We start from the raw sequence: 15,312 nt of genomic DNA, 5'->3' as shown, positions 1-15,312 counted from the left end.
AATCGATTGTGGGGATTTAAGGCATAGGCAAAAGGGCTAAGATGCGCGGGCTATTCGGCCCGGCAGGGTTGGCTATGAAAGAGAATGCGGCCGTCGGCCTTGTCGTAGGAGGCGCCCAGCGTCTCACTGATGATGTCGAGCTTTTCAAACAGCGGCTCGTCGTTCAGGCTGAGGTTGATGGTGCAGTTGCGCAGGGCCGCGGCATCGTACACAATGGCCACCCCATAGGCCTTCTGCAGCGCATCCAGTACCTCGGCCACCGGCCGATCGTTGAAAACAAAAGGCTGCGGGGCCAGCAACACCGGCTGCGCCACGAGCTCGCGCCGCAGCTGCTGGCGCACGGCCGAATACACAGCCTGCTGGTTGGGCAACACCACCACGCTGGCAGCGGGCGCCCCAGTAGCGGTGGCCCGGGGGCTCACGCGCACCCGGCCCGTCCGCACCTGCACCTGCACTTCGGGCTGCCCAGGGTAGGCCTGCACCCGAAAGCTGGTGCCGAGCACCGTCGTCACCACTTGGTCGGTATACACCGAAAAGGGGTGCCCGGCGTCATGAAAAACATCGAAAAAAGCCGCCCCGGTGAGGTAAACCGTGCGGCGCGGGCCTGTGAACGAGCGGGGGTATTTCAGGGAGCTGGCCGCCGCCAGGGTGATGAGGCTGCCATCGGGCAGGGCTACGCGGGCTTCGCTCTTAGAAGTGTTTGCATAGACCAGCCAGGCCGTCTTGGTGGTAGTAGGCTTGGTCTTGGGCTGCCATATGGTGAGCAGTTTGGTGGGGCCGGGCACGCTGAGCATGCCCACTACGCCGGCTCCCAGGGCCAGTAGCACTACCGCTGCCCAGCGCACGCCCAGCGAAGGCCATAGCGGGCGAGTGACTTTAGCCTTGGGGAAAGAAACCGAAGGGGAGGCGGCGGTTGTCAGAGTCGCAATGCGTTGCCAAACGGTGGCCACCAGCTCAGCACGTTCCTCGGGCGTGAGGTCGAGCTCCTGTTTGGAGCCGAGGCGCTGGTACCATTCCTCCACGCGCTGTTTTTCCACGGGTGTGCACTCGTTACGTTGGTAACGATGCAGCAGCGCGCGAAAATCCGATTGAGCCATGGCAGTACCACTCTATAGAGTTGCTGATATGATAGTCAATCAACCCGCGCCAATCCCTAATCCCGAGTGAAAAAATATTAGCTCAACAGATATAATTATTGAGCTGATTGCGTGGTTGTCACTTAGCTTCAGTCAATTATTGAGCTATTAAGAAAATAGCCAGCACCAGAAATTCCTTGAGGGAAACACGCAGAAGTTTTAGCGCCCGCGTTAGGTGGTACTCCACGGTCTTGGGCGTGAGTTGCAGCCGCAGCGCAATCTCCGGCACCGTTTGGTACTCAATCCGGCTGAGCTGGAAAACCTCGCGGGTGTGGCCGGATAAGTGCGCCAACCCCATTTTCAACGCCCCCGACAAGTCCAGGGCTGCCAAATTTTGCTCGGTGCTGTAGTCGGCCTCACTGGCTGCTGCGCGGCTGTAGGCGAGGTAGCCGGCGTGGGTCAGTTTGGTCTTCATCAGGTTGATGACCCGGTACTTCACGGCCGACCCCAGATACTCCTTTAGTTTCTGCACGTCGGTGGTGGCGCGCTTGTGCCAGAGTGTGGCAAACAAGTCCTGCACAATTTCTTCGGCGGCTTCGCGCGAATTCACTTTGCGGTACGCCTGCTGAATCATCTCAAAGCCATAGCGGCTATAAATCTCGGCAAAGGCCTGCTCGTCTCCGTGCTGCAGCGCTTTTAGCAGGGCAGCATCGTCCCAGGAGGCATATAGCCGAAGGTGCTTTGTGCCGGAGTGGTCGGAGAAGTGCTGCATAACAACCTATAATCACCTTGCTACGGCGATTACACGATTCTGTTACCCGGCAGGACGAATAAGTGCTTGGTGGCGGCAAATGCGGCTGCCTGAGGAGCTGTAGTCCCTAGTGCCGCCGCACACAGCCCAGGTCCGGGCAGCCTAGCTTGTCTACTTCAGGTTGGTGTTTCGATTGTGCAGGCGGGTAACCTGCCCGGCGCGCTTACCGCTGCGCTTGATGCGGGCACTGGGGGCCCGCTCCAGCACCAGCCGTGGCACGGCGCAGTCGGCCAGCGGCACATTAAGGGTTTTGTAGCCCGCGGCTTCTATGGCCAGCACCTGCCCTTCGTACACGGGCTCGGTAAAGCGGAATTTGCCCTCCGAATCGGTGACGTACACGTCCTGGGTGCCTTTGATGAGCAGGGTGGCGCCTACCAACGGCTGGCCGTTGGGGTCAAACACCTTGCCGCTGATGGGGGCACAGGCCAGCCGCAGGGGCCGCTCGGCTACTGCGTTGGGCCGGGTAGCCAAGGCAATCCGGTCCCGGGAATTACCGGATTTGGAAGTAGAAGCGGTAGAACCACGTTGCGCGGCTGCGGGCAGGGCGCCACACACGGCAAAGGCAGCAGCGAGGAAAAGTAAACGCATAAGCGAAGAGCGAGGGTAAAAAAAGGAAGGACAGAAACGCCACGAGCCAACCAACCCGAGGCCGCTACGGATGACCTTACCTAACACGGACGATGCCCAACAGAGGTTGCCCTTTACGCAAGGAAGCGCGATAAGAAGGCCCAAATGCTCGTCAAATTGGTATTTGAGCAGGCCCAACGGTTGGCTTTCACCGCATGTTCACCACGGCGGCGGTAAGTTGCTTCTTCAATTCAACTATATGCGCGCTATCCTACCTCGGTTGTCGTTTCACCACCGCTCACTGCGAATTATTTGGGTACTTGGGCTGAGCCTGCTGCTGGCCCCGGCCCGCGGATGGGCCCAGGGCCTGGTCGCGTTTCCGGGAGCCGAAGGCGCAGGGCGCTTTACCACCGGCGGGCGTGGCTCGGCGGCGGTGCCCACCACGGTGTTTGAGGTAACTAGCCTCAACGATGACGGCAAGGCCGGCAGCCTGCGCTACGCGTTGAGCCAGCCAGCGGCGGCCCGCACGGTGGTGTTCCGGGTTTCGGGCACCATTCACCTTGGCTCGCCGCTCGAAATCAAAAAAGCGAATACCACCATTGCCGGCCAGACCGCGCCGGGCGATGGCATTTGCCTGGCCGACTACCCCGTGATGGTGCGGGCCAACAACGTCATCGTGCGCTTCATGCGGTTCCGGATGGGCGACAAAAACCAGAACCAGGGCTTTGTAGATGGCGCAGGCGGCGACGACGCCTTTGGCGGCCAGCGCAACAACCACCTCATTGTGGACCACTGCTCGATGAGTTGGAGCACCGACGAGGTATTGTCGGTGTACGAGGGCGACAGCACCACCCTGCAATGGAACCTCATTGCCGAGCCCCTGAACTACTCCTACCACTACGAGAAAGGCGACAAGGACTTCGAGCGCCACGGCTTTGGCGGCATCTGGGGCGGGCAGCATTCCTCGTTTCACCACAACCTGTTTGCGCACTGCAAAAACCGTACACCCCGCTTCAACGGCAGCCGCTACACCCACCCGGCGGGCTTCGAGAACTGCGATTTCAGCAACAACGTCATCTACAACTGGGGCGAAAACAACGTGTACGCCGGCGAGGGCGGCAACTACAACGTGGTGAACAACTACTACAAGCCCGGCCCCAACACCGACCCGAAAGTGCGCGCCCAGGTGCTCAATCCGTACAAAATTGACAAAGAAACCGGCCGCCTGCCCTACGGAAAGTTCTACCTGACCGGCAACTACGTGGCCGGCGCCCCAGCCATTACGGCCCACAACTGGCGCGGCGTAGTTATGAACGGCGGCACCGCGGCCGATACCGCCCAGTCCAAAGTAGACCAGCCCTTTGTGCTGGGCCCGCTGGCCTTGCAAACTGCCCCAGCGGCCTACGAAGCCGTGTTGCTCGGGGCCGGGGCCATCCGCCCGCGGCGCGACACCCTCGACCAGCGCATTGTGCGCGAAGTGCGCGCCGGCACCGGCACCATCATCGACGTGCAGGGCCACTACCCGCACGGCACGCCCTACAGCGTATCGCAGCGGGCCTGGCCGGTGCTAAAATCAACCCCAGCCCCCGCCGATGCCGACCACGACGGCATGCCTGACGCTTGGGAAAAGGCCCACGGTCTGAATCCCGCCAGCCCCGCCGACCGGGCCCTGCGCGCCCCCAACGGCTACACCAATCTAGAAAGCTACTTGAATAGCCTGGTGCCCAGCGCTGCTGCAGGCGCCCCAGTTCCAGCCGTACCCAAGCGCAGCAAATAAGCAGTTTCGCTTTTTGAGCTGTTTATGAGTTCGTGTTAGGCGGTCATGTAGAGCGGAGCATCTCGCGTGGAGTAGCAACCCAATCGCCTGTCATGCTGACGAAGGAAGCATCTTATCAGGTTAGAACGACTCGTGCAGCGGTGATAAGATGCTTCGCTACGCTCTGCATGACAGACGGCGCGAGCGAGATGCTTCGCTGCGCTCTGCATGACGAGCTGTAAACGGCTTCTTTAGCATAAGCAGGCTAAGCAAGGCCCAGGTTGCCCAAATGGGCAATGCAGGAATTATTGGGCTGTTTTCGAAGAGGCAATGCTGCGGCCAAAGGCCAGCGCTGCCCGGTGCTACATTTAGCCCATGATTTCTTTCTCCGAATACGACCAGCTTGATGCCCTGGCCATGGCTGATTTGGTGCGCACTGGCCAGCTCACGGCCCTGGAGTTGTGCGAGGCCGCCATTGCGCGGGCCGGGGCTGTCAATTCGCAAATCAATGCGGTGGTGCACCCACTGTACGAGCCGGCCCGGCTGCGGGCAGGAGCGGGGCTGCCCGCCGGGCCCTTCGGCGGCGTACCGTTTCTGCTGAAGGACTTTGGAGCGCAATACGCCGGCGTACCGCAGACCTCGGGCAGCCGAGCGCTGCGCAATTTTGTGCCCACCGAGGATGCCGAGCTGGTGCGGCGCTGGCAGGCCGCGGGCGTGAATATTCTGGGCAAATCCAATACCCCGGAGTTTGCTCTCATGGGCGTGACCGAACCGGCTTTGTTCGGGCCTACGCGCAACCCCTGGAACCTGGGCCATACGCCCGGGGGCTCCAGCGGCGGAGCAGCCGCGGCGGTGGCAGCGGGTATTGTGCCGCTGGCCGGGGCCGGCGATGGGGGCGGCTCTATCCGGATTCCGGCGGCTTGCTGCGGCCTGTTTGGGCTAAAACCCAGCCGCGGCCGTGTACCCACCGGCCCCGAGCAGGGCGAAAAGTGGCAGGGCGCAGCCGTGGAGCACGTGCTCAGCCGCTCGGTGCGCGACAGCGCGGCCATGCTCGACGCCACGCAGGGCCCCGATGCGGGCGCGCCGTACTTTCTGCCCGGCCCGGCGCGGCTGTACCTGGAGGAAGTCGGCCGCCCGCCCGGCCGCTTGCGCATTGCCTTTAGCCTGGGGCACCCATTGGGCAGCGCCCTGCACCCCGAGTGCCTGGCCGCCGTGCGCCACGCCGCCCAACTGCTTGAAAGCCTGGGGCACGACGTGACCGAGGTGCCGCTGCCCTTCGATGGCCGGGCCGTGGCGTCGGCTTTTCTCATGCTGTATTTTGGCGAGACTGGCGCCAGCATCGCGGCATTGGCTAAGGTACTGGGCCGCCCCGCCCGGCCCCGCGACGTGGAGCCCACCACCTGGCTGCTCGGCCTGTTGGGCCGCACGTATTCCGCGGCCGACTTTGCCGCCGCCCGCCACACCTGGAACGACAGCGCGCGCCGCATGGGCCGCTTCCACCAAACCTACGACTTGCTGCTCACGCCCACGCTGGCCACGCCGCCCGTGCGCGTTGGCGAGCTTCAGCCCAAGCCCACAGAGCAGCGGCTCCTGAAACTGGTGAACACCTTCGGTCTCGGCGGCCTCATCCGCCGCTCCGGCATTGTGGAGAAGCTGGCCGAGCAAAGCCTCGAAAAGACGCCCTACACGCAGGTGGCCAACCTCACGGGCCAGCCGGCCATGTCGGTGCCCCTTCACTGGACCGCCGACGGCCTGCCCTGCGGCGTGCAGTTCATTGCCCCACTAGGCGCCGAAGACGTGCTGTTTCGGCTGGCGGGGCAGCTGGAGCAGGCCCAGCCGTGGTTTGCCAGGCGGCCGGCCCTAGCGGGCTAAGGCCACCAGCTAACTCTCAGAATTCAATAAATTGAGCTGATTCGGCGAAATAACCGGCCGGCCCAAGCACAAAAAAGCCCGGCTTTGGCCGGGCTTTTTGCAAATAAGATGAGCGGGCAGCTTAGTGCTGGATGCTGACCTTGGTGCTGTAAGTGCCTTCGCTGGTCGTCACGCGTACCATGTAGATACCAGAGGCGAGGCGGCTGGTGTTTAGCTCCACGCCGGTTTGCTGCATGCGGGCGGCTGATACTGCTACGGTCCGCAACACGGTTTTGCCCAGCAGGTCGAGCACGGTCACTTGCATGGGGGCGGCGCTGCTCAGCTGCGTGCGCACGGTGAGCAGGTCCTGAGCTGGGTTGGGGTAAGCTTCCAGAGCCCCGCCCACGATGGCACCGTTCTTATTGGCCAGGGCAATAACCTTGGTGTTGGGAGGAAGGTCGAAGCCGTTGGCAATGCCCGTCACGCGGGGTTGGCCGTTCACACGGTCGCCCTGCACGGCGCTGTAGCCCATGCCACGGCGCGCAAACACGTTCCAAATCAGGTCGGCGTTGGCGGCGCGGTTCGTTACGGAGTCGGCGCGCAGCAGGGCGTCGCGGCCGTCCAGGAAGCCGGGGTTACACACCTGCAGCTTGCAGCCGTCGAGCACCAGCTTGAGCATCTTGTTGTTGCCGCCGGTGGCGCTGAAGAAATCAGCGTTGTAGCCATACTTGTAGATAAACTGCCAGTTCAGGTCCCAGAGCACCGTAGCCCATACTTCGCCCACGTCGTGGGTTTCCTGGAATTGGCCGGTGCTGCTGCCCAACTGGGAGTAGGTGTAGTTGTTTTTTGCGAAATCGATGCTGTAGGGCTTGCGGCGGAAGCCGGGGCCTACGTTGTAGGGGTTACCGTTGTCGTAGGTGGCCATGTAGCGATTGGTTTTGCCGTCGTCGCCGGGGCGGGTTGTCATCCACAGCGCAAAGAAGTCGCTCCAGCCTTCGCCCATGGTCTGGTTGCCGGTGGCCGAGTTGAGGCAGCTCGCGTTGGCCGGGCCGCCGGTGAGGCGGTTGGTGATGCCGTGGCCAAACTCGTGCGACACCACGCCGTTATCAAACGAGCCGTCGAAGTCCGGGCCTAGGAGGGCGGATGCATTCAGCGTGCCACCGGCCAGAATAGCTGCTCGCAGCTTGAAACCATCGGCGCCGCTAATGAATATGGCCGGGATGCGAAGGCCGACGGTATCTGTTCCTGTAGGGCTTGCCAAGGTGTTCGTAGCCACGGAGTCGAACAAAATAACGCCGGTCGCGCCGTTGGCTTGAGCTCGTTGGACCTTAGTAGCCAAGGCATTGGTAGAGCGTGGATTAAGGCTGGTGAGTTGGGGGCAGCCGCCGCGCTGAATGAAGGCAATGTTGCCGGCTACGTCGGCCGCGTTCAAGAAAGGCGTGGCGCAGGCGTGGTCCCCGCCGTCGGCAGATACCCCGTCGTTGACGAGTACCAACTTGCCCGCCAGCGGCTTTTTGGTGAGCCTGGGGCCAAACGCTACCCCGGCAAACTTGTAGGTGCCGGCCGCGGTGCTGGCGCCCGTTATGGTCAGGGCGTTGGCGGCGGTGTTGTCGAACAGGTACATCTGCATGCGGCCCGAGCTGCCATCGACCGGGGTCGAGAAGTTGGCGTTGTTGCGGCCGCTGCCGTCCTGCGATTCGGCGCGCACAAAGTCGTTGCCGAGGCCCTGGCCGGTGAGGTTCTTGTACTGGAAGTTGCCCGATACCTCATCAAACCCTTTGCTCATCATCACGTCGTGAAGCATGTTGTTCCAGTAGAACAGGTTGGTGATGCCCGCGGCCAGGTTGTCGGCAGTGCGGGGACCCTGTGGCTGGTTGAAGGGAAAGTCGAAGTCGCGCGTGGCCCCGCCATCAGGCGAGTTGGTGCTCGAAGCCACGTTGCCGCTGCCGGAAGTCACGGTCACGTTGTCGTCGTAGGCGGCTACGTTGTTGCCGCGCGTGAGCTGCTTGCCCGTCGAGAGCAACGAGTAGGTGTCGGCAAAGAAGCCGCTGGGAGCCTTGGCGTCGCCCACCTGCCAGCCATAGGGCGAGTACAGCGGATTGGCGGAGCTGAACGGCACGACCACCCGCGGCGAAAGGTCAATGTTTTCGAAAGGCACTGGGATAACCGTCAGGCTATTGGGCGCGCCGAGCGTACCCTTGGCACCTAGCGCGCCTTTGGCGCTGAGCACGGCCTTGGGAGCAGCAGCTTGGGCAGTGAGCTGGGCGGTGGGCCGCAGCTGCCGGGCCTGCGCATCTTGCACGTGCTGGCGGAAGGTAGCCAGTTCGTTGACTACGTAGTCGTTGCGGTCCAGCATGCGGCCGGTTTGGGCATCGATGCGGGCGTTCCAGTGGTGCTGCTGGTCGAGCTGGGCAATGGTCACGTTCCAAACCAGCACCAACTTGTCGCCGACACGCATGTACATCAGGCGCACCGGAATATTCGCTTCCGAAATGCCGCCATTGTTGAAGAGGAGGCCATCGGCCGCGCGGGCCTCTACCAGGCGGCGCAGGGCCACGGGCTGCGGCAGGCTCAGGCTTTTGGCGGCGGCCCCTACGGCTTGCTCCGGCGTAATGGCCGGCGTGGCGGTAGGAGCTGCGGCCGCGGCGCCCGGCAGAAAGTCTTGGTTGAAAAACACCACTTTGCCGTTTTGGTCGGTGTGCACGGCCCCGGTGGCGTTGAATACCGTCAGGCCGTTCACCCGCTGCTGCAGGTAGGTATGCGTGAGGCCCGTGCTTTTGTCAAAGTAGGAGCTGGTTACGGTGGGGCTGGCCACGTCGGCCGCGCTCAGGCGGCCCTGTGCCTGCACCTTGGCCGAGAAGGAGGCCAGGGCTTGGGCTACTGGTGCCCCTTGTTGCGCCACCGCCAGGCCCGGCATGGCCAGGGCAATTGCCAAGGCCAGCTTACGAGAGCCCGAAGGAGTAGGAATTAATGCCATATAAAGAGAAGAGTGGGAAAATAAAGAGCTTGAGAAACAGTCTTTTCGACCGTTGTTGGGGAAGACGGCAGGTGCACCGAAAAGATTCCGGCTGCGCTGCTGCCGCGAGCAGTATTTGAAATGGGAAAGTTTGGTGCCGAAGCGCGGGCTTTATCTAGCGTAGAGGCCCAGCAAAAAGCAACTAGCGTCGGGCTTGCCAATTAGTAGCTCAACTTAGGAGCCCTGCTTACAGGGCGCGCCGCTGACCACAATTTGAACGCATTCGGCACCAAACGTTTAACACCACAACTTGAGTTGAATTCTGACAGCCACCGGGCTTATTTCACGATGCTTACCCGGCTGGTCATTTGCTCATTGCCATGGCGCACCTGTAGGTAATAGATGCCGGGAGCAAGGCTGCTCAAGTTGAGCTTGTTGGAGTAGTTGTCGCGGGCCGAGCCGGTATATACCCGCTGGCCGAGGGCGTTGGTCACGAGCACGGCAAGGCTGCCTTTGGCGTTCGCCCCGTGGATTTCGAGGTCGAACTGGCCCGTGGTGGAGGGGTTGGGGAACACGCTGATGGCGCGCAGCAAGGCCTCGGAATTGGCCGTGACGGCGGTAGCCGTGATGGAAAGGTCGTCGATGTAGAGGTTGCCTTGGTTGGCCGCGCTCTTGATGTGGAAGCCCACGTACTGGGTGCTGGCACCGGCCGGCAACAGGGCCACCACCGGCGTGGAGGCGCCATCGGCCAGCAGGTAAGACGTGTTGGTAATGGCAGCGTTGGTGTACAGCAGGTTGGTTTGGGCGGCGGCCGTGGCGGCCGAGCCCGACTTTACTTCCAGGCTTTCGGTGTAGCTGGAAGGGCTGTTAACAATGCCTTCGCCCCGATAGCGGAACGCCAGCTGGTAGCGCGAAGTAGCGGCCAAGGTCAGGGGCGGGGTAAAAAACCAGTCGTCGGCCGCCACATTGTTCAGGGTCAGGCCGGTGTAGCGGATGGCGTTGGCGCCCGAGTTGGGGTTGGTTTTGGTGATGGCCCAGGTCGTGTTGTCGTTGTTGGCGTTCAGCGTAGTGAAGCCGCAGGGCAGCACCTGGCCCGCCAGGATGGTGTCGAAGTTCTGGTTGTAGGGGAAAGCCGCTACGGACGGGTTTGGGTTGCACAACGTGGTAAAGCTGATGGGCGTAGCGTAGATGCTGGTGCCGCCGGCCGTGCAGTTGCTGCGCACATATACCTGGTAGGTGGTGGCCGGGCTCAGGCCGGTGAGCGTCACGGGCGAGGTGCTCGTCGTAACCAGCGTACCCCCCGACACGGTGTTGAAACCGGTGGGGCCATACAGGATTTCGTAGTTGGCCGCGCCGCTGGCCGGGGCCGTGAAGGCGATGGTAGCGTCGGTAGCGGTGACGTTGCTGGCTGCCAGGGCCGTGGGTGGGGTACAAGTCGGCACCACCGTGCCGAATTCGATGGCGACCCGGGCTTTGGGCGTTACGTTGATAAAGTCATTCCAGACCGACCCATCGGTCGTGTAATAGAAGGTGCCGGGGCGGATGGGATTCTCGGTTTGGTAGGAAATGGCAATGTTCGCGGTGCTGGTTTCCTTCACCCCGATGAAGAAAGCCGCGGGTACGGCTACGCTGGGCACGGTTACGGTTACGGCCCCGCCCGCCGATGTCCGGTTCTGTGTGGCGGAGGTGTACAATACTTGCCCGGGCAGGCCGCCCGTTCCAGAAGCATCGTAGATAACGACCTGATAAGGTGCGCTATTGCCACTGGTACCGGCTGCGGCGAAAGTCAGCACAACGTCGCTGATTACCGAAGCGGCCGGCAGCGTGTATTTAGTAGCCAAAACGGCATTGCCCGTGCCGATGCCCACTCCTCCGGTAGCCGGCACTGCGGGGTCCGTGTAAGAAGTGCGGTCTGCCGTGACCAGCTGGCCATAAGCGACGATGTTGTTGGCGTTGTTGGCGTCGGCCGGAACCGTAACCGTTACGGTGTTGGTGCCAGCCGTGAGGGCAGCGGGGTAATCGGCAAACGTAACCGTGGTGGACGCGCCCGCCGCCAGCGAGGCCACGGTCTTGGTGTCGGTGAAGGTGTTGGCGCCGGTTACATTCAGCGTCACGGCCAGGTTGGTTTGAGTAGTCGTGCCCGCGTTGGTCACCACTGCCTTCACGGCGTGTGGCAGGGCCGTTGGGCTGGCTATTTTGCCCAGGGTGTACACAATAGTCACCGCGGCGTCGTTGGCCGGAGCCGTGGCGAAGCGGAACGTGCGGCCCAGGTCGGGGGGCGCCAGGCGGCGGTAGTTGAGGGTGCTGCTAGCATACACCCCTGTGATGAAAACGGCCGTTGACCAGGCCGCCGTCGACGACGTTTTATTGACCAGAATGTCCTGCCCTGAGTTGCTGCCCGAGCCTTTGATGCCCACCGTGGGGAAGCGGTTGATGCTGGCCCCGGCCGTGGCCGACACGGTGTTGCCGTACCCGAACTCGATGAGGTTGGTGGTTTCGTAGAGCCTTACCTGAAACTCAAAGTTGTCGAACTGCGTGGCATTGGTCGTGCCCGCTTTGTCCCGCACGTTTTTCCACTGAATGGTGCACACGCGGTTTGGCGCCGTGCCCGTGGTGGCCACCCGGTATTCGGCCGTGCCGGCGCTGCCGTCTTCCAGGTCGAAGTTGAATGGGGCAAGCAGGTTGACATCGGCGGCGCTTGGGCTGGTGATGGGGTCAACGCCCGCTGCCTGGCCGGCTTCGTACGCCGCGAACAGGTTGGCTACCGAAGGAGCCGCGCTACCCAAGCGCATGATGCCGTTGGTGTTAAGCACAAACTGCGTGAAGGTGCCGCCATTGTAGCTAAAGCTGAACCCGATGTTTTGGGCCGCCGAGTTGGCATTATCCGTGTTGGCCGTGGCGATTACGGCGCTGCTGGCTACCGTGGCCAGGTCCGTATAAGTGCCGGTTACGTTGGTAGCCGTCGCGGTAGAATAATTCAAAAGCTGTGCCTGCGCCGCTACGGTGGTTCCGCCAGCCAGCAGCGCTGCCAAGCCGAACCTTTGTAAACGACGAGTCCAGATTTCCAGAGAGTAAGGATTTATCATGAAAAACGAAAAGGGAGAAAAAAACGAGATTTTAAAACATTATAAACGGGCTATATATCCTCTTAATTAAAATTTGATGAAGATTTGGACCTACAATATCTTGATTTTTTTGTGGAGTATTAATCAGATGTAGGCGATTTTGTGTTTTTGCCAAGAAATAGCATATTTTCAGTTTCAGCCAAGCTTGGAATTGGCGCATGAGGCGCTCGCAAAGACGAGCTTATTTATAAAGGTTGCTTGAGCCCATAACCGGCCCCAGCCTCTCCTAAAGTCATGCCCAGATGTCGTGTACCAGCAGCCCAAGGCGTCACAACAGCTACGTGCCCAAGTACCCCGTTTCTGATTTATTGACCGCCCATGCGCAGCCCAACGGCCCGAGTACAGCGCCGCACCAGAAGCCCAGAAGGTGTTGTTTGGATTGCTCGGTCAGGAGCCACAGCCATGGGTTTTCAGCCCAACAGTATCAGCGCGCCGGAGTAGCAAACAGATAGACTGGTGGCAAAGGACGACCCACAGCGCCAGCGGCAGGAGCCAGCTCAATTGGGCTGTTTTTTACTCCGGCTTCTTTTTTACCACCGAAATGCTGCCGTCGCGCTCCAGACGCACAATTTCATCTTCATCAAGCGCATCGAGGTGGCCGCTTTCGCGCACGCCTTCCATGAGGTCTTTCCGCGAGAGGTTGTTGCGGGAGAGGTTTGCCTGATTGATTTGGCCGTTTTCTACCAGCACGTACTCATCGCCCTTCACCAGCCGGCCCACCAAATGGCTGTGAAACGAGCCCCAGGCCAGCAGCCGCCGCAGCCCAACCAGCACCAGGCAGGCCAGCAGCGTGCCGCAAAACGGGGACGCTGCCACCACCGTCCGGCTCAGCACGGCGCCCAGCATAATCTTCACCACGATATCAAAGGTGGCATTGCCGCCAAACGTGCGCTTGCCCGATACCCGCAGCAGCAACAGGGCCGCAAAAAACACTAGCAAGGCCCGCGTCATCATCTGCAGGGCGGTGATGGTGGCGGAGGTGGCATGTAGCCCAAACAGCGTATCCCAAAGTTCTTTCATGGCACGGGGCTAGTGCTGCGCGTGCTCCAATAAAGCGTGCGCCCGCTCGGGGCCCACGCGGCGCAGCACCTTGAGGGTTTGCCCTTTTACCTGGTTATAAGAGACAAAAAAATGCTCGATTTCGTGCAGCATCTCGCCGGAGAGGTCGGCGATGGTGTGGATGCTTTTGTGCTCGCGCGAGTTGGCGGCCACGGCCAGCAGCCGGTCGTTGCGCACGGTCTGGCCGTCTTTTTCCTCCTGCTCAATTTCGAGGGCCCCAATCAGGCGGGCTTCTACCACGCAGCCCGGAAACGTGGGCGCATCGAGCAGGAGCAGCACGTCGAGCGGGTCGCCGTCTTCGGCCCGGGTAGAGGGCACAAAGCCAAAGTCATAGGGGAAGCTGTGGCCTTCGGGCAGCACGCCTTTCAGCTTGAAGGCTTGCAGCTCCGGGTCGAAGGCTACCTTGTTGCGGCCGCCCTTCGGCGTTTCGACCACTACGTGCACGCGCTGGTGGGAGTGCGGCACCCGGGCGGGCAGCTGGTGCAGGGGCTTTGTCATGGTGCAAAGAGGCCAATGGCCGCTTGTTTGGCTATAATGACGGTCAATGTTACGCGTATGTTACTAGTGTTCAGCTTCCCGGTTTGGTATGTGCCTGAAAGCCAAAGAAGCCCCGGCTGCACGAGCTGCCGGGGCTTCTTTGGCTTTCGGTAATGGGCGCCTTGCTGCGCCGGGGTTGGTTTAGCCGAATACCTCGTTGAGCACGCCCGCCAGCCGGATGCCGGCCTTGAGAATCTGCTGCTCCACGGAAGGGCCGAAGGCGGGGTAAAAGCGGTAGTCGAACTTGGGGCTGGTGGTGGCGGCGGCATAAACCGGCGTGCACAGCTGGTAGGACTCAAACAGCCACGTGGCCATGTCGTCCTTCTGCCACTGCTTTACTTGGGCCGAAGTGGCGTGGTCGTAGGCCTTGGCCATTTCGGAGTAGGTGAAACCGGGGTACTCCACCAAGTCGCCGTCCCAGATGCTGTGCAGGTTGGTGTCGTGCCCGCGCCAGCTCACCAGGATGCTGTTGCCGCCGCGGTCTTCGCCGTGGCCCACGTGCAGGGGCTGGTGCACATCGCCCACCAGATGCACCAGAAATTTCAAGGCAAACAGCTTCTCGGCGGCCGTTTTGCTGGGGTCTTTCAGGTCCTTGCGCACCTGCAGCAGCGCCGTGTAGGCATTGGTGGGCGGGATAATCGGCGTCGCGTTTAGCTGGGCCGTGAAAGCCGGGAAGTCGAGGCCGGAAGCCACGTTGAGGTAGTGCCAGGGGCCCGTGCTGCTGTACTGCGGGTCCGAGCGGATTTCATCGGGCCAGGTGCTCACCAGCGGCAGTGTTTCGGTGCCCAGCATGCGGGCTATTTCGCGCTTGGCGGTGCCGGAAAGGTGGTTTTCGGCAATCTTGGCCACGGCCCGGTGGCCCATCACGCCCCAGGCCAGCAGGCTAAACGGCGCACACAGCAAAACCAGCAGGGCAATACACTTTCTAAACATGGGGCGAGAAGGGGGAGGAAATGGGGTTTCGGAAAATCCGGCCTGCGGCCAATGGGCAGGACCACAAAGCTAGTGCGGGAAGCGCCCGGGCGATACCCTTGCCAACAAAGTGCTTGGTCATTGAATTTCACCGGCCCAAGGTGTTCGTGTCTACTGTTTAGCTTACTAAATTTGGCTGCTTAGATGTCTTCCTACCCGAGGCTTATCCCGAGCACCGCATGCAGCTGCACGTTATCACCGATTCTCCCGAGCTATTTATTGGCTACGACGCGGATAATCAATGGCTTTATGTTGACTGGAAAGGGGAGCACGACCAGGAGTCGTCGCAGGCCGCCTGCCTGCTGATGCTCGAGAGCCTGCGGGCCTGGCCCTGCCACAAAATCCTCAACGATAATTCCGGAATTACCCGCACTACCATGCAGCTCACGCTGTGGGGCGCATGGTGGCTGGACGAAATGCGCACCGCCGGCTTGCAATACATTGCCTGGGTGCTGCCGCGCAGCTTGCTGGCCCGGCAGGCCGTAGAAACCGTGGTGCATGCCATCGACACGCCCCGCGTGGGCACCTTCGACGATGTGGCTTCGGCCTACGTATGGCTGCAGCAGCAGCAGCCGGAACCGCAATTAAGCTGAATTTAGACC

11 protein-coding genes are annotated in these 15,312 nt (G+C 61.5%); 3 read left to right on the top strand and 8 right to left on the bottom strand.

The genetic code is table 11. The features are described 5' to 3' along the window. Positions 1-50 precede the first annotated feature (50 nt). The 3 genes from LJ738_RS14885 to LJ738_RS14875 all read right to left on the bottom strand — a co-directional run bounded on the left by LJ738_RS14885 (position 51) and on the right by LJ738_RS14875 (position 2,475). Positions 51-1,097 carry a FecR family protein gene (locus tag LJ738_RS14885; protein ID WP_227787187.1) on the bottom strand — a complete coding sequence of 349 codons (1,047 nt, stop codon included), beginning with the start codon at positions 1,095-1,097 and terminating at the stop codon, positions 51-53. Between the two features lie 136 nt (positions 1,098-1,233). Next, the gene (locus LJ738_RS14880) at positions 1,234-1,848 is read right to left on the bottom strand and encodes an RNA polymerase sigma factor (protein ID WP_227787186.1); all 615 of its coding nucleotides are present in this window, start codon (positions 1,846-1,848) and stop codon (positions 1,234-1,236) included. A 150-nt stretch (positions 1,849-1,998) separates the two neighbouring features. Next, positions 1,999-2,475 (bottom strand): carboxypeptidase-like regulatory domain-containing protein, encoded by a 477-nt coding sequence (locus tag LJ738_RS14875; RefSeq protein WP_227787185.1) that lies wholly within the window; start codon positions 2,473-2,475, stop codon positions 1,999-2,001. A 238-nt stretch (positions 2,476-2,713) separates the two neighbouring features. Between LJ738_RS14875 and LJ738_RS14870 the strand changes: the two genes are divergently transcribed. Beyond that, positions 2,714-4,231 carry a pectate lyase family protein gene (locus LJ738_RS14870; RefSeq protein WP_227787184.1) on the top strand — a complete coding sequence of 506 codons (1,518 nt, stop codon included), beginning with the start codon at positions 2,714-2,716 and terminating at the stop codon, positions 4,229-4,231. Positions 4,232-4,585: 354 nt separating this feature from the next. Next, positions 4,586-6,082, top strand: a complete 1,497-nt coding sequence (locus tag LJ738_RS14865; protein ID WP_227787183.1) for an amidase — start codon at positions 4,586-4,588, stop codon at positions 6,080-6,082. A 121-nt stretch (positions 6,083-6,203) separates the two neighbouring features. Here LJ738_RS14865 and LJ738_RS14860 read toward each other — a convergent pair whose 3' ends face one another. From LJ738_RS14860 to LJ738_RS14840, 5 genes are all read right to left on the bottom strand, one after another. Beyond that, positions 6,204-9,038 carry a M36 family metallopeptidase gene (locus LJ738_RS14860; protein WP_227787182.1) on the bottom strand — a complete coding sequence of 945 codons (2,835 nt, stop codon included), beginning with the start codon at positions 9,036-9,038 and terminating at the stop codon, positions 6,204-6,206. Positions 9,039-9,355: 317 nt separating this feature from the next. Further along, positions 9,356-12,103: a T9SS type A sorting domain-containing protein gene (locus LJ738_RS14855; protein WP_227787181.1), complete on the bottom strand. Its 2,748-nt coding sequence runs from the start codon at positions 12,101-12,103 to the stop codon at positions 9,356-9,358. Positions 12,104-12,655: 552 nt separating this feature from the next. After that, positions 12,656-13,162, bottom strand: coding sequence for a DUF421 domain-containing protein (locus LJ738_RS14850; RefSeq protein WP_227787180.1), 507 nt, complete (start codon positions 13,160-13,162; stop codon positions 12,656-12,658). Between the two features lie 9 nt (positions 13,163-13,171). After that, entirely contained in the window at positions 13,172-13,699 is a 528-nt protein-coding gene (locus tag LJ738_RS14845) for an inorganic diphosphatase (RefSeq protein ID WP_227787179.1), read from the bottom strand. A 180-nt stretch (positions 13,700-13,879) separates the two neighbouring features. Then, the gene (locus LJ738_RS14840; protein WP_227787178.1) at positions 13,880-14,671 is read right to left on the bottom strand and encodes a S1/P1 nuclease; all 792 of its coding nucleotides are present in this window, start codon (positions 14,669-14,671) and stop codon (positions 13,880-13,882) included. Positions 14,672-14,889: 218 nt separating this feature from the next. Between LJ738_RS14840 and LJ738_RS14835 the strand changes: the two genes are divergently transcribed. Continuing rightward, on the top strand, positions 14,890-15,303 hold the full coding sequence (locus tag LJ738_RS14835; protein WP_227787177.1) for a hypothetical protein: 414 nt from the start codon (positions 14,890-14,892) through the stop codon (positions 15,301-15,303). Positions 15,304-15,312 lie beyond the last annotated feature (9 nt).

Source organism: Hymenobacter plasmatis (assembly GCF_020711255.1).
Classification (GTDB): domain Bacteria; phylum Bacteroidota; class Bacteroidia; order Cytophagales; family Hymenobacteraceae; genus Hymenobacter.
Note: the sequence above shows the minus strand (reverse complement) of the source record. Positions and strands in the feature narration are given on the sequence as shown.